Origin of the sequence: Nocardioides sp. N13(2025), from assembly GCF_051912545.1 — a bacterium.
In the GTDB taxonomy this organism is placed as follows: domain Bacteria; phylum Actinomycetota; class Actinomycetes; order Propionibacteriales; family Nocardioidaceae; genus Nocardioides.
Genome location: NZ_CP196809.1, coordinates 3,467,116 through 3,483,234, shown reverse-complemented (window position 1 = coordinate 3,483,234; position 16,119 = coordinate 3,467,116). Strand labels below are relative to the sequence as shown.

Genomic DNA, 16,119 nt, shown 5'->3' with positions numbered 1-16,119 from the left:
ACCGGCGGGTCAGGCGCAGCAGGGGTCGTAGCGGAAGCCGACGCCGCGGATGGTGCGGATCCACTGGTTGCCGGCAGCCGCGGCGCGGAGCTTGCGGCGCAGGTTGGCCAGGTGCACGTCGACGACGTGCGTGCTGTCCGGGACGAACTCGGTGGCCCACACGGCCCGCAGCAGGTCCTCCCGGGGCACGACCACGCCCGGGTTGCTCAACAGGTGGGCGAGCAGGTCGAACTCCGTGCGGGTGAGGTCGATCTCCGCGCCGGCGACGATGACCTCCCGGGAGCCGCGGTCGAGGCTCAGGTCCCCGCAGCCCATGGTCGCCGCGCCGACACCGGCGACGGCCGCCACCGCGACCGGCACGGACGCCGCCCCGATGTCGGGCTCCGTGCTCCGCGGACGGCGGAAGAGTGCCGCCACGCGGGCCTGGAGCTCGCGCATGGAGAACGGCTTGACCAGGTAGTCGTCGGCGCCGACCTCGAGCCCGATGAGCCGGTCGACCTCGCCCGTGCGCCCGCTGATGACGATGACGTAGCAGTCGCTGACCAGCCGGATCTGGCGGCACACCTCGACGCCGTCGATGTCGGGGAGGCTCATGTCCAGCGTGACCAGGTCGGGGCGCAGGTCACGGACCACGGTGAGCGCGTCGGCCCCGGTGCGCGCGACCGTCACCTCGAAGCCTGCCTTGTCGAGCAGGCTGGAGATCACGTCGCCGACATCGGTGTCGTCCTCGACGACCACCGCGGTGCGTGCGTGGATCATGGGTGGGCCCCCCGGCCAGTCAGTGGTGCGGTGTGCTGTCCGGTCGTGTGCGCGCGGCCCCAGCCGCGCGCTCCCGGCTGCTGCCGATCGTATGTCGCACCGGCGATGCGCGTGCCGGAACTCCACAACCGGCCCCCGGAGAGCCGGTCGTCAGAAGTCGAGGCCCTTGGCCCAGTCCTCGGAGTCGATGCGAGCCACGAGGTAGGGCCCACCGCCGGCCCGGCGGTCCGGCTGGCCCTCCCGGTCCATCCGGTAGCCGATGCCGCGGATCGTGTGGATCCAGGTGGCGTCGGAGTGCCGACGCAGCTTGCCGCGCAGGTTGGCCACGTGCACGTCCACCAGGTGGTGGTCGTGGGTCAGCGCGCTGCTCCAGATGGCCAGGACCATCTCCTCGCGCGTGCACACCCGCGAGAGGTGCGTGGCGAGGTACTCGAGCACGTCGTACTCGATGCGGGTCAGGTCGACGATCGAGCCGTCGACCTGCACCTCCCGCCGTGCGGAGTTGATGACCAGTCCGGCGCCGCAGTTGATGGTGCTCGGCTCGTCGGCGGGCTGCGACGGGCTGGGCACGTGCGGTGCCTGGGCAGCCGCCGCGCCTTCCTCGCCGACCCCGGCCGAGCGCGGCCGGCGGAACAGCGCGGCCACCCGGGCGCGCAGCTCGCGCGGCGAGAACGGCTTGAGCACGAAGTCGTCCGCGCCGACCTCCAGGCCGATCAGCTTGTCCACCTCGTCGGATCGCGCGGACACGATGACGATGTAGCAGTCGCTGGTCTCCCGGATGCGGCGGCACACCTCGATGCCGTCCATGTGCGGCAGCGTCAGGTCGAGCGTGACCAGGTCGGGCGGATCGGCGGACGCCACGTCCACCGCCTGCCGTCCGTCACGCGCGGACGTGACGCGGAAACCCGCCCCCTCGAGGGTCTCCACCAGGGCCGAGGAGATGTCCGGATCGTCTTCGACGACCAAAGCATGAAGATCTTGCACGTTACCCCCACTGATGATGCTGAGCAGGGACCCCACGTCCCTGCCGTGACGCGGCCCGATCCGGCGTAGATCGATGGTAAGGGCAGGACTCACGTCAGTGGGAGTGGGTGTTCCACCGTGGACCTCAGTGTCTAGACCAACGGCGTCTTGACGGAATCTTGTGTATCAGGGGCGGTGGACCGCGTTTTCCGCCACTTCGCCCAGATCGATGCCGCGGTTGACCCAGACGCTGGTGGGGACCATGCCCACGCGCTCGTAGAGCCCCAGCGCCCCCGTGCGCGAGTCGGTGCTGAGCTCGGAGGTGGAGGTGCCGTGGGCGCGGGCCTGGGCGAAGGAGTCCACGAGCAAGGCCTGCGCCAGCCCGCGGTTGCGCTGGTCGCGGCGCACGGCCAGCCGGTCGACGTACCCGGTCGTGCCGTTGTCGGAGACGAGCACCAGCGAGACCCCCACGACGGCGCCCTCGGGGTCGACCGCGACGCGCAGGTTCCACGGCTCGAAGCCCGGGCGTCCGCTCGTCGCGGCGGCGAAGTCCTCGTACGGCTCGCGCTCGCGCACCGACCACTCGAGGAACGCGTCCTCGAGGACGTCGTGCGCGGCGCGCAGGTCGTCGGGGCCGGCGGTGCGTACGACGTAGCCCTCCGGCAGCGCGCGGTCGGGGATCGTGGCCCCCTCCGGCAGCTTGAGCACCCAGCTGGTCCACCGCACCCGGAACCCGAGCTCCTCGAGCAGCCGGTCGCCGGGAGAGCCCTGCGGGACCGGCATCCCGATGACGCTCGAGCCGACGCGGCGGCCGAGGTCCTGGAGCCAGTGGGCCAGCCAGGTGCCGATGCCGCGGCCGCGGTGGCTCGGCAGGACGGACGTGTCGGCGCGGTCGGCGCCCATCAGCTCGGCGTACGCCACGAGGGTGTCGCCGTCCCAGACGCCGACCGAGCGGGCGCCGAGGTCGTGGCTGGGCTTGGCCCAGTCGCTGACGATGTCGGCCTCCTCGATGGCGACCTCGCCGATGTCCTCCTGCTCCTGGGCCGCCATCAGCACGAAGACCGCGTGCGCGTCGGTCTTCTCCAGCGGTCGGGTGGTCAGTCCCTCGGGCAGCTGTGACATCGGCTGGGGCATGCGGAGAGTGTGCTGCCTCACGTAGGAGGCTGTCGCGGGATTATCCGCGCTCGCGGAATGCCCTATTCACGCGGGAAGCCCTACCGTTGTCGGGTGAGTGACGACCAGCCCGCAGCGCCCGAGCAGACCTTCTCCGACCTCGGGCTGTCGCCCGAGGTCCTCAAGGGGCTCTCCGACGTCGGCTACGAGACGCCGTCGCAGATCCAGGCCCTGACCATCCCGCCTCTCCTCGAGGGCCGGCACGTGGTCGGCCTGGCGCAGACCGGCACCGGCAAGACCGCCGCCTTCGCGCTGCCGATCCTCTCGCAGCTCGACCACTCCCAGAAGACGCCGCAGGCCCTCGTCCTGGCGCCCACCCGTGAGCTCGCGCTCCAGGTGTCGGAGGCCTTCGAGAAGTACGCCGCCCACATGAAGGGCGTGCGCGTGCTGCCGATCTACGGCGGCCAGGGCTACGGCGTCCAGCTCTCGGCGCTGCGTCGGGGCGTGCACGTCGTCGTCGGCACGCCCGGCCGGATCATGGACCACCTCGAGAAGGGCACCCTCGACCTCTCCGAGCTGCGCTTCCTCGTCCTCGACGAGGCCGACGAGATGCTCAAGATGGGCTTCGCGGAGGACGTCGAGACGATCCTCGCCGACACCCCTGAGGACAAGCACGTGGCGCTGTTCTCGGCGACCATGCCCCCGCAGATCCGGCGGATCTCGAAGAAGTACCTCCACGACCCGGTCGAGATCACGGTCAAGAACAAGACGACCACCTCGTCGACCATCACCCAGCGCTACCTGATCGTGTCCTACCCGCAGAAGGTCGACGCGCTCACCCGCATCCTCGAGGTCGAGAACTTCGAGGGGATGATCGTCTTCGTCCGCACCAAGAACGAGACCGAGACGCTGGCCGAGAAGCTGCGCGCCCGCGGCTACTCGGCGATGGCCATCAACGGCGACGTCGCCCAGGTGCAGCGCGAGCGCACGGTCAACCAGCTCAAGGCCGGCAAGCTCGACATCCTCGTCGCCACCGACGTCGCCGCCCGCGGCCTCGACGTCGAGCGCATCAGCCACGTCGTCAACTACGACATCCCCACCGACACCGAGTCCTACGTGCACCGCATCGGGCGTACGGGCCGGGCCGGGCGCAGCGGCGACTCGATCGCCTTCGTCACCCCGCGCGAGCGCCACCTGCTGCGGGCGATCGAGAAGGCGACCCGCCAGCCGCTCACCCAGATGCAGCTGCCCACCGTCGACGACGTCAACGCCACGCGCCTCTCGCGCTTCGACGACCAGATCACCCAGGCGCTGACCCAGCCCGAGCGCATCGACTTCTTCCGCGACGTGGTCTCGCACTACGTCAGCGAGCACGACGTGTCCGAGGTCGACGTCGCCGCCGCCCTGGCCGCCGTGATGCACGGCGAGCAGCCGCTGCTGCTCGAGCCGGAGCCCGAGCCGCGCCAGCGCTCCTTCGAGGAGCGCGCGAGCCACGGCGGCAAGGCCGACCGGGCGCCCCGCGAGTCGCGCAGCGGCCAGCCCATGGCGGCGTACCGCATCGAGGTCGGCAAGCGGCACAAGGTCGAGCCGCGCCAGATCGTCGGCGCCCTCGCCAACGAGGGCGGGCTGTCCCGCGGCGACTTCGGCTACATCTCGATCAAGCCGGACTTCTCGGTCGTCGAGCTCCCCGCCGACCTCCCGGCCGGCACCCTCGACCGCCTCGCCGCGACCCGGATCTCCGGCAAGCTCATCGAGATCAAGCCCGACAACGGCCCCTTCCGCGGTCGTCCGGGTGGCGGCCACCGCAAGGGCGGCGGCGGCTACAAGGGCAAGAACCCCCGCTGACCGGGCACTTCCTCGCGCTGACATGCACTGACCGGGCACTTCCTCGCGCTATGACGCGCTGACAGGGCGATTCCTCGCGCTGACATGCACTGACCGGGCACCTCCTACGGAAGGAAGTGCCCGGTCAGGCGTCTGTAGCGCGAGGAAGTGCCCGCTCGGCACTCCTCAGCGCGAGGAAGTGCCCGCTCGGTCAGGCGTTGCGGATCGCCGAGACGTCGAACTCGAGCTTGATCTTCTCGGAGACGAGGACGCCGCCGGTCTCGAGCGCGGCGTTCCAGGTGAGGCCCCAGTCCTTGCGGTTGACGGTGACGTCGCCCTCGAAGCCGACGCGGGTGTTGCCGAAGGGGTCGACGGCGGAGCCGGTCTGCTCGAACTCGATCGTGACGGGCTTCGTCACGTCCTTGATGGTCAGGTCGCCGGTGATGTTCCAGTCGTCGCCGTCGCGCTCGACCTTGGTCGAGGTGAAGGTGATGGTCGGGTAGGTCTCGGCGTCGAAGAAGTCGCCGGACTTGAGGTGACCGTCGCGGTCGGCGCTGCCGGTCTCGACGGAGGCCACGTCGATGGAGAGGTCGACCTTGGACGCCGACGGGTTCGCCTCGTCGATGCGGGCGGTGCCGGTGAAGGCGCCGAACTGGCCGCGCACCTTGGTGACCATCGCGTGGCGGGCGACGAAGCCGAGGCGGCTGTGGCTCACGTCGAGGGTGTAGTCGCCGGTGATGTCGTCGATGGCGGTGGTGGGGGCGTCGAATCCGGTGGTCATGTGAAGCACTCCTGGGGTGGTTGGTAGAAGTTTCAACCACTAGAACGAGGTCGCCCGTCGGTTCATTCCCGGCATGCCCGATTTTTTCGCACCCATGCCCGGACGTGCGTCGAGCCACGCCCCCGGAGGGACGTGGCTCGGAGCGTGTGGCTGCGCGTCAGGCAGCGTGCGACTGTGCCGCGCTGGCGACCGACCAGCGGGCCTCCATGTGCGTGCGGCCCGACGCGTCGGTCACCGCCACCCAGGTGCAGACCGGCGCTGCGGTCATCGCGTGCTTGCTCATGTGACACCTCCCGTTCACCTTCTGTTCACCTAGCGTAGCACCTCCCCACCTGTGCACCATGGTTTCGCTGAAAGTGCGGGCCTGTGCTCCACCTGACCGGGGGGTCGGCGGCGTGTCGGGGCAGGACTGCCCCATTTGTGACGCCTGTGGCGTCGCGGTCATCCCTCCTGTCGGGCCGCGTACCCAATTTCTGCCCGATTTCGGGCAGGAAGTTGGCGAAGCGTCCGCGGATGGGCATCCTTCTGGGGTGCCCGACCCCGCTCTCGTCTCCCACGTCGTCGCCACCACGTCGCTGACGCCCGGTGAGGCGGCCCGCGTGATCGAGGACGTGATCGCCTTCCACGCCCAGCCCGTGGAGGTCTACGTCCGCGAGCGGCACGCCCGCCTCCAGACGTACGGGGCCAAGAACCCCGAGATCTTCGCCCGCATCGCAGAAGAGCTGCGCCAGCGGGTGGTGGCGGCACCCGACCTCTCGGAGCGACAGCTGCGTCGCATCGTCTACGGATAGACACGGACAGAAGGAAGAACGCCCATGTGTGGAATCGTCGGCTACATCGGCCGCCAGGACGCGGCCCCCGTCGTCCTCGAGGGACTGACCCGTCTCGAGCACCGCGGCTACGACTCGGCCGGCGTCGCCGTCCTGGGCCACCGCGGGATCAGGGTCGCCAAGCAGGCCGGCCGGGTGCGCGAGCTGACCGAGGTGCTGCCCAAGCGCTTCGCCGGCACCACCGGGATCGGCCACACGCGGTGGGCCACCCACGGGCCGGCGACCGACGTCAACGCGCACCCGCACACCGACGAGTCGGGCCGGGTGGCCGTCGTCCACAACGGCATCATCGACAACTCCGCGGCCCTGCGCGCCGAGCTCACCGACGCGGGGGTCACGCTGGCCAGCGACACCGACACCGAGGTGCTGGCCCACCTCGTCGCGCGCAGCGATGCCGACACGCTCGAGGGCAAGGTGCGCGATGCCTTGGGCGTCGTGGTCGGCACCTACGGGCTCGCGGTGCTCCACGCCGACTTCCCCGACCGCATCGTCGCGGCCCGCAACGGCAGCCCGCTCGTGGTCGGCGTCGGTGACAAGGAGATGTACGTCGCCTCCGACCTCGCCGCGATCGTGCGCCACACCACGACGGTCGCGGTCCTCGACGACGGCGAGATGGCCACCGTCACGGCGGCCGGCTTCACCACCATGCGGCACAGCGACGGCGCCTCGACCGGCAAGACCGCGACCCAGGTCGACATCGACGCGTCGGCGTACGACGCCGGCGAGCACGAGTCCTACATGCGCAAGGAGATCCTCGAGCAGCCCACCACCGCCCAGGCGGTGCTGCGCGGCCGGCTCGACGAGCGCTTCGGCACCGCGCACCTCGGCGGCCTGCACATGGAGGCGCGCGACCTCCGGGCGGTGCGGCGGGTGAAGATCCTGGGCTGCGGGTCGGCCTACTACGTCGGCCAGATGGGCGCCGCGCTCATCGAGGAGCTCGCCCGCATCCCCGCCGACGCCGAGGCAGCCAGCGAGTTCCGCTACCGCGACCCGGTGATCGAGCCCGACACGCTCTACGTCGCGGTGAGCCAGTCCGGCGAGACCATCGACACCCTCCTCGCCGTGCAGGAGGTGCGCCGCAAGGGCGGGCGCTGCGTCGGCCTGGTCAACGTCGTCGGCTCCGCGATCGCGCGCGAGTGCGACGGAGGGATCTACCTGCACGCCGGCCCCGAGGTGGCCGTGGCCAGCACCAAGGCGCTGACCAACATGTTCCTCGGCTTCGCGCTGCTCGCCCTCCAGCTCGGCCGGGTCCGCGACCTGTCCATCGCCGACGGCAAGCGGCTCGTCGCCGGGCTCGAGCGGCTGCCCGCCCAGATCGAGGAGGTCATCGAGGGCGAGGCCGACCTGGTCGAGGTCGCGAAGTCGCTGGCCGAGGCGCGCAGCCTGTTCTTCATCGGGCGCGTGCGGGGCTTCCCGGTCGCGCGGGAGGGCGCGCAGAAGTTCAAGGAGATCAGCTATCGCCACGCCGAGGCCTACCAGACCTCCGAGCTCAAGCACGGCCCGCTCGCACTGATCGACCCCGACGTGCCGACCGTGGCCCTGGTGCCGCACGACGAGCTGACCGAGCGCAACGTCGGCGCCCTCCACGAGATCGACGCCCGCAAGGGCCCGCTCGTGGTGATCACCCACGCCGACGTCGACCTCGGGGAGATCTGCGCCCGGCGGATCGACGTGCCCCGCAACGAGCCCGAGCTGGACCCGATCCTGCTCACCATCCCGCTCCAGCTGCTGGCCTACCACGCGGCCCAGCACCTCGGTCACGACATCGACAAGCCGCGCAACCTCGCGAAGTCGGTCACCGTCGAGTGACCGGGTAGTCACCGAGGAGACAGGCCCGGAAATGGACTGGGCGCCCCTTGCTGCATGGGGTCAGCAAGGGGCGCGCCGTGGAGAACTGTCCCACCTGCAAGGGGGTGTGTCCGAGGTTCGGGCGAACTCCCGCGGAATTTTGCTGTCCGCTGCGTCACACCCTGCGGAAAGCCTCGTCGCGCGGCGTGTGCGACGCCGGAACGAGTGTCAAGGCCCTCTTGGCGAGCGGCTCCGCGACGGCGCGGTCGGCGGGCACCAGCCCGACCCGGGTACGCCGGTCGAGCAGGTCGTCGACGTCGTGGGCGCCCTCGTGGGTGATCGCGAAGACCAGCTCGGCGAGCGTCACCGGCACCTCCGGCGAGGCGGGCTCGAGGAGCTCGGCCTCGGGGAGCCCGGTGACCTCGCGGGCGGTCGACAGCACCAGTGTCGCGTCGGTGCCGAAGCGGCGTACGAGCCGGGCGGGGGCGGCGCACCGGCGCAGCTCCTCGGGGGAGGCGGCGCCGAGCAGCGGCAGGGTCGCGGTGCGGCAGGGGCGGGCGGAGACCCGGCCGGACGCCGCGAGGTGGTCGAGGGTGTCCTCCGCCATCCTGCGGTAGGTCGTGAGCTTGCCGCCGACCACGGTGGTCACGCCCGTCGCCGAGGTGAGGATCGCGTGGCGGCGGGAGAGGTCGGCCGTCGTGTCCGTACCGGCGACCTCGAGCAGGGGGCGCAGGCCCGCGAAGGCGCCCACCACGTCGTCGCGCGTCGGCGGGGTGGCGAACGCCGAGGCGACCACGTCGAGCAGGAAGTCGACCTCCACCTCGCTCGGCACCGGCACGTCGGGCACCGGGCCCGTGACGGGCTCGTCGGTGAGGCCGACGTAGACGGTGCCGTCGGGCTGCGGCAGCACCATCGCGAAGCGGGCCGACGTGCCAGGGATCGGCACCATGACGGCGACCCGCGTGTGCGGCAGCAGCGAGGACCGCAGCACCAGGTGGGTCCCGCGACTCGGCCGCAGGCGGACCTGGTCGTCGAGGTCGCCGGCCCAGACGCCGGTCGCGTTGACGACGGCGCGGGCGCGGACGGCGTACGTCTCCCCGGTCAGCTCGTCCCGGAGCACGACGCCCGTCCCGGTGGCGCTGGTGACGCGGGCGCGCGTGCGCACCTCGGCGCCGTACGACGCCGCGGTGCGGGCGACGTCGACCACGAGCCGCGCGTCGTCCTCGAGCTGCCCGTCCCAGGCGAGCAGCCCACCGCGCAGGGTGTCGGCGCGCAGCGACGGTGCGAGGTTGAGGGTCTCGGTCGCGTTGAGCCGGCGCGGGCGGGGGAGGGTGTGGGCGGTCGTGTGGGCAGTGCGGCGGAGCACGTCGCCGGCGTGCAGACCGGCCCACGTCATCGCGGTGCGGCTGCGCGGCATCGCGTCGTTGACCGGGGTCAGCATCGGCAGCGGGTGGGTCAGGTGGGGCGCGGTGACCTCCATCAGGATGCCGCGCTCGACCGCGCTCTCGTGCGCGATCGCGAGCCGGCCCTGGGCGAGGTAGCGCAGGCCGCCGTGCACGAGCTTCGACGACCAGCGCGACGTCCCGAAGGCGAGGTCGTGGGCGTCGACCGCCAGCACGCTCAGGCCCCGGGTGACCGCGTCGAGGGCGACTCCGGCGCCGGTGATGCCGAGGCCGACGACCACCACGTCGACCTCGGCGGGGACCCCGGCCAGGCCGGGCGTGATCCGTCGGTCGGTCACGACGGCGCCAGGGAGGAGGTGACGAGGCGGGCGTACTCCTCGTCGAGCTGCTCGAGACCCACCTCGGCGTCGGTCATCGTCATCGCGGAGAAGACGAAGCCGTGCCCGGCGAGCGTCAGCGACCGCGCCATCAGCACGGCGTCGCCCGCGCGGATCGCGCCGGAGCGCTGGCCGCTCTCGATCTCGGCGGCGAGGATCTCGATGAGGGCCTCCTGCGAGCGCCCGCGCCGCGACAGCAGGTAGGGGAGCATCAGGTCGGGGTCGAGCTCGACGATGCGGACGAAGAGCTCGTTGTCGCGCAGCGCCCGGACGGTGGAGAGGGCGGCAGCGGCGATGCCGGCGGGGGTGGTCGTGTCGGCGGCGGCCACGCGCGTGGCGGCGGCGATGCCCACCCACTCGCGGGTCATCAGGTCGCCGAGGAGCGAGCCCATGTCGGACCACGCGCGATAGATCGTCATCCGGGAGACACCCGCCCGCTTCGCGACCTCGGTCAGCGTCGTACGCCGCCAGCCGACGTCGAGGATGCAGTCGCGGGCGGCGTCGAGGTAGGCGTCGAGCCGGGGTTCCGGGGTGTGACGAAGTGACGACATGTGTCACACTGTAACGCATGACCCCCGAGACGCCCACCGTCGAGATGCACCCCCAGCGCTGGGGCGACCCGGCCGCCGCCACCCGGCTCCCGGATTCCGCACTCGGGCTCGTCGAGCTCGCCTTCGGCCTCCAGGACACCCCCGCCACGACCGACGCCGCTCCTCCTGCCCGCTCGCTGGGCGACGACCTGCTGGCCGGGCTGCGCGAGATCGTCGGCGCCGAGCACGTGCTGGTCGACGACGCCACCCGCGCGCTGCGCACCCGCGGGAAGTCGACGCCCGACCTGCTCCGCGCCCGCACCGGCGACCTGGCCGACGCCCCGGACGCCGTGGTCCGGCCCGACGGCCACGGGGAGGTCGCGGCCGTGCTGGCGTGGGCCGTCGAGCACGGGGTCGCCGTCGTGCCCTTCGGTGGCGGCACCTGCGTCACCGGCGGCCTCGCCGCTCGTCGTGACGGCTTCGCCGGCCTGGTCAGCCTCGACCTGGTCCGCATGAAGCGCCTGCTCGCCGTCGACGAGGTCTCGATGACCGCCACGCTGCAGCCGGGGCTGCGCGGCCCCGAGGCCGAGGCGCTGCTCGCCGGGCACGGCCTGACCCTGGGCCACTACCCGCAGTCCTACCAGCACGCCTCGATCGGCGGCTTCGCGGCCACCCGCTCGAGCGGGCAGTCCAGCGCCGGCTACGGCCGCTTCGACGCGATGGTCGTCGGGCTGACCGCGGCGACGCCGACGGGTCCGCTCGACCTCGGCTCCTCGCCGGCCAACGCCGCCGGCCCCGACCTGCGCCAGCTGCTGCTGGGCTCGGAGGGAGCGTTCGGCGTCATCACGTCGGTGACGGTCCGCGTGCGCCGCGCGCCCGCCGAGACGACGTACGAGGGCTGGCGCTGGCCGTCCTTCGACGCGGGCTCCGACGCGATGCGCACGCTGGCCCAGTCCGGGCTGCTCCCCACCGTCATCAGGCTCTCCGACGAGTCCGAGACCGCGATCAACCTCGCCGACCCGGCGTCGATCGGCGCGACCGAGGACCCGGGCTGCCTGATGATCACCGGCTACGAGGGCGCGGCGTCGGAGGTCGCGGACCGTCGCGCCGCGGTCACCCGTGTCCTGACCGGCCTCGGGGCCACGCCGCTCGGCACCGAGCCAGGGGAGAAGTGGGCGCACGGCCGCTTCGGCGCGCCCTACCTGCGCGACGCGCTCCTCGACCACGGCGTCCTCGTCGAGACCCTCGAGACCGCGACCTTCTGGTCCAACCGGGAACGGTTGTACGCCGACGTGAAGGCCGCCCTCCAGTCCTCCCTCGGCGAGGGCTCGCTCGTGCTCTGCCACGTCTCGCACGTCTACGAGACCGGCTGCTCGCTCTACTTCACCGTCGCGGCGCGGCAGTCGGGCGACCCGCTCGCCCAGTGGCAGGCCGCCAAGGCCGCGGCCAGCGACGCGATGATCGCGGCGGGCGCCACCATCACCCACCACCACGCGGTCGGCACCGACCACAAGCCGTGGTTCGCCCAGGAGATCGGCGAGGTCGGGGTCCGGGTGCTGCGGGCGGTCAAGGCCGAGCTCGACCCGACGGGCATCCTCAACCCGGGCGTGCTCATCCCCTGAGCGTCGCTGCGCGCCGGCGGGCTCAGCCGCCGAAGGACCACACCAGGAGGTCGGTCGCCGCCGAGGCCCGGACGAGGTGCCCCGGCTCGTCGGTGATCCGCACGGCGTCCCCGGCCTCCAGGTCGAGGCCCTCGACCGAGACCGCGCCCGTCGCGGCGAAGACGTGCTGGCGCGGGTCGTCGGGGAGCGTGACGGAGGCGCCGGGGGCGAGCCGGGCGACCAGCAGGCGGGCCCCGGACGTGCCGAGCGGCAGGCCGTCGCCGCCCACCACCTCGACCAGCCCGGAGGCGGGAGGCGGCGCCTCGCCCAGGGCGTACGACGGATCGGTGCCGGACGCCGACGGCGCCAGCCACGCCTGGACGAACCGGCAGCGCCCCGACCCGGGGTCCGCGACCTCGCTGTGGCGGATGCCCGACCCCGCGGACAGGACCTGCGCGCGGCCGGCCTCGACGACGTGGCTCGTCCCCGTCGAGTCGGTGTGCACGAGCGCCCCCTCGAGCACCCAGGTGACGATCTCGAGCTCGGAGTGCGGGTGGTCGGGATAGCCGCTGCCGGGCTCGAGCAGGTCGTCGTTGTGGCACACGAGCGGACCGAAGCCGAGGTTGGCCGGGTCGTAGTGCGGCCCGAACGAGAAGGAGTGCCTCGTCTCGCGCCCGGCGTCGGTCGACGACGACCTCAGGGATCCGGCGTACACGGCCATGGACATGCCGATATCTTCGCGGACGTGCCTTCCCCGCAGGACGTCCCCATGCTGCCGCCCGGGTTCCGGTTCGGGACCAGCACGGCGAGCTACCAGGTCGAGGGCGCGGTGACGGAGGACGGGCGCGGCCCGAGCATCTGGGACACTTTCTGCGCCCAGCCCGGCCGGATCGCCGACGGCAGCACCGGCGCCGTGGCCTGCGACCACTACCACCGCGTGGACGAGGACGTCGCGCTGATGCGCGAGCTCGGCACCCAGGGCTACCGCTTCTCCATCGCCTGGCCGCGGATCCAGCCCACTGGGCGCGGGCCGGCCAACGCCAAGGGGCTCGCGTTCTACGACCGGCTCATCGACACCCTGCTCGCCAACGACGTGCAGCCCATGGTCACGCTCTACCACTGGGACCTGCCGCAGGCGCTCGAGGACGACGGCGGCTGGCTCAACCGCGACACGGTCGAGCGGTTCGCCGAGTACGCCGCGATCGTGGGCGAGGCCTACGCCGACCGGGTCGAGCACTGGATCCCCGTCAACGAACCCAACGTGGCCTCGATCCAGGGCTACGGCACGGGCGTGCACGCCCCCGGCAGGGCGATGCTCTTCGACTGCCTCCCCGCCGCCCACCACCTGCTGCTGGCCCACGGCCGAGCCGCGATCGAGCTGCGGCGGGCCGGCGCCACGTCCATCGGTTGCGCCAACAACCACGCGCCCATCTGGCCCCACAGCGACGACGACGCCGACGTGGGCGCGAGCAAGATCTTCGACGCCCTCTGGAACGGCATGTTCCTCGAGCCGATGCTGCTCGGGCGCTACCCGGTCGACCTGATGCCGCTCTTCGAGGACGTGATGGCGCCGGGCGACCTGGCCACGATCCGCCAGCCGCTCGACTTCTACGGCGTCAACTACTACAACCCCATCAAGATCGCGGCCGCCGGCGACGAGTCCGACGTCCCGTTCGAGTCCCGCGACGTCGTCGGCTACCCGACGACCGACTTCGGCTGGCCGGTCGTCCCCGACGCGCTGCGCGAGTGGCTCGTGATGTTCCGCGCCCGCTTCCGCGCGGCCCTGCCGCCCATCTACATCACCGAGTCGGGCTGCAGCTACAACATGGGGCCCGACGAGCACGGGGTCGTCGACGACCAGCCGCGCATCGACTACCTCCGCTCCCACCTCAACGCCGTCTCCGAGGCGATCCAGCGCGGCGTCGACGTACGCGGCTACTACTGCTGGTCGCTGATGGACAACTTCGAGTGGGCCGAGGGCTTCTCGCAGCGCTTCGGCCTCGTCCACGTCGACTACGAGACGCTGGCGCGCACCCGCAAGAAGTCGTTCCACTGGTACGCCGACCTGATCAAGGCCCAGCCCCAGCACCTGTAGGCGGCCGGACGAGCGGGCGGGAGCCCCCCGATAGGCTGCGGAGCATGAGCAACCGCCGCGTCGTCTTCGTCGTCGGCTCGGGTCGCAGCGGCACGAGCACGATGGCCGGGACGCTGCGCACGCTGGGCCTGCACGTGCCCCAGCCCGAGGTGGTCGCCGACGCGACCAACCCCAAGGGCTTCGGCGAGCCGCGCTGGGTGGTCGACCTCCACGCCGAGCTCCTCGCCCGCAGCAACGTGCAGGTCTCCGACGCGCGGCCGCGGGCCTGGCTCGACACCGGCACCACGAGCGGCGACCACGCCACCCGCGCCCGGGTGGCGGCCTGGTTGGAGGAGCAGTTCTCCGTCGCCGACGAGCTCGTCATCAAGGACCCGCGGGCCTCGTGGTTCCTCGGCCTGTGGCGGGCCGCGGCCGACCGCTGCGACGCCACGCCGTCCTACGTCACGATGCTGCGCCCGGTCACCGAGGTCGTCGGCTCGAAGCAGACCTACTACGGCCGGATGGGGGCGGGCTCCGACCAGGGCGCCATCACCCGTACCGCCGCGTGGGTCAACATGATGCTGCACACCGAACGCGCGACCCGCGGTCAGCAGCGGGCCTTCGTCCGCTACGGCGACCTGCTCGACGACTGGACCCAGCCGGTCTTCGCGCTCGGTGAGGCCTTCGACCTCGCCGCCGTGAAGACCGCGATGGCCGTCGACATCGCCGAGGTGCACCGCTTCATCGACCCGTCCCTGCGGCGGGTGACGATGACGTGGGACGACATCGGCGTGCCCGACCGGCTGCGCGAGCTCGCCGACGAGACGTGGCAGGCGCTCGACGCCATCGCCGCCGACGACTCGACCGAGAACCAGGAGTGGTGCGACCAGCTGCGGTCCGCCTATGCGGAGCAGTACGCCGAGGCGGAGGCGTTCGCCCACTCGACCGTCGTCGCCCAGCGGCGTACGGCTGCTGCGGACGCGCGCCGCGAGGCGACCGAGCAGGCGCCCAGGAGCGGCGCCGACCGGGTGCCGCACGCCGTCCGCGCGATGGTGCCCCCGGCCGCGCGCCGCAAGCTCCGCAAGGCGATGGGCCGGGAGCGACCTGCCTGATGCCCGACATCGCCTCGCTCGAGCAGGAGCCCGGCTTCGACGTCACCTGGCCGTGGACGTCGGGTGAGCCCCTCACGCCGGGGCTGACGTGCGTCTTCCGCGTCCGCAACGAGGCCCGCAACCTGCCGTGGGTCCTGCCGCCGATCTTCTCCGCGGTCGACCACGTGCTGCTCGTCGACAACGGGTCCGACGACGGCACCGCCGACGTGGCCCGCCGCGTCGCCGACGAGTGCGGCGCAGCGGACCGGTTGACGGTCCTCGACTACCCCCACCGGGTCGCCCGTGCGGGTGGGGAGCACCTCGCCACGCCCGCGACGAGCATCCACTCGCTCACGCACTTCTACAACTGGTGCTTCTCCCACGTCCGCACGACCTACTCCATGAAGTGGGACGGCGACATGGTGCTCACGCCCGAGGGCGCCGGCATCCTGCGTGACCTGTCGTGGCAGCTGCAGTCGACCCGAGCGATCGTCGCGATGCCGCGCCACCCGCTGACCGTCGTCGACGAGTCGACCGGCTGGCTCGACCTGTCGCTGCGCTTCCTCGAGCCGTGGGTCTACCCCATGGGCCCGGACTTCACGTTCGTCAAGGCCTTCGACTGGGAGCTGCGCGAGTTCCCGCCCGGGGTCGAGCGGATCGTGCTGCAGCAGGGTCTGGTCCTCGAGGTGAAGTGGCTCGACGCCGACGAGTACGCCCACTGGCGCCGCGACGGCGTCGACTTCACCAACACCCGGCTCTACCGCAAGCTGCGCGAGTTCGAGGTCGACGAGGCGATCCGCAACGGCGACCCCGAGGCGCTCGGCGGGCTGGTCAAGGTGACCGCCCCCGAGGGCGTCCACATCATCGACCACGTCAGCCGCGACTGGCTCTGGCGCCAGCCCCGACCCCTGGTGCAGCACTCGCTGCCCGCCTCGCTGAAGGAGCGCGTTCGTCCGTGAACCCACCTGCTCAGCACGCTTCGCGT

General features: G+C 72.1%; 15 protein-coding genes. 7 read left to right on the top strand and 8 right to left on the bottom strand.

What is annotated here, in order from left to right:
• Window positions 1-9 precede the first annotated feature (9 nt).
• From ACS3YM_RS16850 to ACS3YM_RS16840, 3 genes are all read right to left on the bottom strand, one after another.
• On the bottom strand, window positions 10-759 hold the full coding sequence (locus tag ACS3YM_RS16850; RefSeq protein ID WP_439937588.1) for a response regulator transcription factor: 750 nt from the start codon (window positions 757-759) through the stop codon (window positions 10-12).
• Window positions 760-909: 150 nt separating this feature from the next.
• A complete protein-coding gene (locus tag ACS3YM_RS16845) occupies window positions 910-1,743 on the bottom strand; it encodes a response regulator transcription factor (protein WP_439937587.1) in 834 nt (277 codons plus the stop codon).
• Between the two features lie 165 nt (window positions 1,744-1,908).
• Entirely contained in the window at window positions 1,909-2,856 is a 948-nt protein-coding gene (locus tag ACS3YM_RS16840; protein WP_439937586.1) for a GNAT family N-acetyltransferase, read from the bottom strand.
• A gap of 93 nt (window positions 2,857-2,949) precedes the next feature.
• Between ACS3YM_RS16840 and ACS3YM_RS16835 the strand changes: the two genes are divergently transcribed.
• Window positions 2,950-4,680, top strand: coding sequence for a DEAD/DEAH box helicase (locus tag ACS3YM_RS16835; RefSeq protein ID WP_439937585.1), 1,731 nt, complete (start codon window positions 2,950-2,952; stop codon window positions 4,678-4,680).
• A 190-nt stretch (window positions 4,681-4,870) separates the two neighbouring features.
• Here ACS3YM_RS16835 and ACS3YM_RS16830 read toward each other — a convergent pair whose 3' ends face one another.
• Together ACS3YM_RS16830 and ACS3YM_RS16825 are read right to left on the bottom strand one after the other, a co-directional pair.
• Window positions 4,871-5,440 carry a YceI family protein gene (locus ACS3YM_RS16830; protein WP_439937584.1) on the bottom strand — a complete coding sequence of 190 codons (570 nt, stop codon included), beginning with the start codon at window positions 5,438-5,440 and terminating at the stop codon, window positions 4,871-4,873.
• A 157-nt stretch (window positions 5,441-5,597) separates the two neighbouring features.
• Window positions 5,598-5,723, bottom strand: a complete 126-nt coding sequence (locus tag ACS3YM_RS16825) for a hypothetical protein (RefSeq protein ID WP_439937583.1) — start codon at window positions 5,721-5,723, stop codon at window positions 5,598-5,600.
• Window positions 5,724-5,970: 247 nt separating this feature from the next.
• On the opposite strand from ACS3YM_RS16825, the gene ACS3YM_RS16820 reads away from it, so the two are divergent.
• Window positions 5,971-6,231, top strand: coding sequence for a hypothetical protein (locus ACS3YM_RS16820; protein WP_439937582.1), 261 nt, complete (start codon window positions 5,971-5,973; stop codon window positions 6,229-6,231).
• Between the two features lie 24 nt (window positions 6,232-6,255).
• Window positions 6,256-8,079 (top strand): glutamine--fructose-6-phosphate transaminase (isomerizing), encoded by a 1,824-nt coding sequence (glmS, locus tag ACS3YM_RS16815; RefSeq protein WP_439937581.1) that lies wholly within the window; start codon window positions 6,256-6,258, stop codon window positions 8,077-8,079.
• A gap of 154 nt (window positions 8,080-8,233) precedes the next feature.
• Here the strand turns inward: glmS and ACS3YM_RS16810 are convergent, their stop codons facing one another.
• Window positions 8,234-9,799: a glycerol-3-phosphate dehydrogenase/oxidase gene (locus tag ACS3YM_RS16810; protein ID WP_439937580.1), complete on the bottom strand. Its 1,566-nt coding sequence runs from the start codon at window positions 9,797-9,799 to the stop codon at window positions 8,234-8,236.
• Complete coding sequence (locus tag ACS3YM_RS16805) at window positions 9,796-10,389, bottom strand: TetR/AcrR family transcriptional regulator (protein ID WP_439937579.1); 594 nt, start codon at window positions 10,387-10,389, stop codon at window positions 9,796-9,798. Before ACS3YM_RS16805 ends, ACS3YM_RS16810 begins: the two co-directional genes overlap by 4 nt.
• Before the next feature lie 17 nt (window positions 10,390-10,406).
• On the opposite strand from ACS3YM_RS16805, the gene ACS3YM_RS16800 reads away from it, so the two are divergent.
• The gene (locus ACS3YM_RS16800) at window positions 10,407-11,990 is read left to right on the top strand and encodes an FAD-binding oxidoreductase (protein WP_439937578.1); all 1,584 of its coding nucleotides are present in this window, start codon (window positions 10,407-10,409) and stop codon (window positions 11,988-11,990) included.
• A 22-nt stretch (window positions 11,991-12,012) separates the two neighbouring features.
• On the opposite strand, the gene ACS3YM_RS16795 is transcribed toward ACS3YM_RS16800, so the two are convergent.
• Window positions 12,013-12,696, bottom strand: a complete 684-nt coding sequence (locus ACS3YM_RS16795; protein WP_439937577.1) for a pirin family protein — start codon at window positions 12,694-12,696, stop codon at window positions 12,013-12,015.
• An 18-nt stretch (window positions 12,697-12,714) separates the two neighbouring features.
• Between ACS3YM_RS16795 and ACS3YM_RS16790 the strand changes: the two genes are divergently transcribed.
• The 3 genes from ACS3YM_RS16790 to ACS3YM_RS16780 are packed head-to-tail and all read left to right on the top strand — an operon-like array spanning window position 12,715 to window position 16,093.
• Entirely contained in the window at window positions 12,715-14,064 is a 1,350-nt protein-coding gene (locus ACS3YM_RS16790; RefSeq protein ID WP_439937576.1) for a GH1 family beta-glucosidase, read from the top strand.
• 44 nt (window positions 14,065-14,108) lie between these two features.
• The gene (locus ACS3YM_RS16785) at window positions 14,109-15,155 is read left to right on the top strand and encodes a sulfotransferase family protein (protein ID WP_439937575.1); all 1,047 of its coding nucleotides are present in this window, start codon (window positions 14,109-14,111) and stop codon (window positions 15,153-15,155) included.
• Window positions 15,155-16,093 carry a hypothetical protein gene (locus ACS3YM_RS16780; RefSeq protein WP_439937574.1) on the top strand — a complete coding sequence of 313 codons (939 nt, stop codon included), beginning with the start codon at window positions 15,155-15,157 and terminating at the stop codon, window positions 16,091-16,093. The genes ACS3YM_RS16785 and ACS3YM_RS16780 overlap by 1 nt, the downstream gene beginning before the upstream one ends.
• Window positions 16,094-16,119: the final 26 nt, after the last annotated feature.

What these genes read in the sequence shown, in the direction of transcription:
- glmS (WP_439937581.1), top strand. Translation starts at nt 6,256, where the DNA reads ATGTGTGGAATCGTCGGCTACATCGGCCGCCAGGACGCGGCCCCCGTC.
- ACS3YM_RS16785 (WP_439937575.1), top strand. Translation starts at nt 14,109, where the DNA reads ATGAGCAACCGCCGCGTCGTCTTCGTCGTCGGCTCGGGTCGCAGCGGC.
- ACS3YM_RS16805 (WP_439937579.1), bottom strand. Translation starts at nt 10,389, where the DNA reads ATGTCGTCACTTCGTCACACCCCGGAACCCCGGCTCGACGCCTACCTC.
- ACS3YM_RS16830 (WP_439937584.1), bottom strand. Translation starts at nt 5,440, where the DNA reads ATGACCACCGGATTCGACGCCCCCACCACCGCCATCGACGACATCACC.
- ACS3YM_RS16780 (WP_439937574.1), top strand. Translation starts at nt 15,155, where the DNA reads ATGCCCGACATCGCCTCGCTCGAGCAGGAGCCCGGCTTCGACGTCACC.
- ACS3YM_RS16850 (WP_439937588.1), bottom strand. Translation starts at nt 759, where the DNA reads ATGATCCACGCACGCACCGCGGTGGTCGTCGAGGACGACACCGATGTC.
- ACS3YM_RS16795 (WP_439937577.1), bottom strand. Translation starts at nt 12,696, where the DNA reads ATGTCCATGGCCGTGTACGCCGGATCCCTGAGGTCGTCGTCGACCGAC.
- ACS3YM_RS16825 (WP_439937583.1), bottom strand. Translation starts at nt 5,723, where the DNA reads ATGAGCAAGCACGCGATGACCGCAGCGCCGGTCTGCACCTGGGTGGCG.
- ACS3YM_RS16800 (WP_439937578.1), top strand. Translation starts at nt 10,407, where the DNA reads ATGACCCCCGAGACGCCCACCGTCGAGATGCACCCCCAGCGCTGGGGC.
- ACS3YM_RS16840 (WP_439937586.1), bottom strand. Translation starts at nt 2,856, where the DNA reads ATGCCCCAGCCGATGTCACAGCTGCCCGAGGGACTGACCACCCGACCG.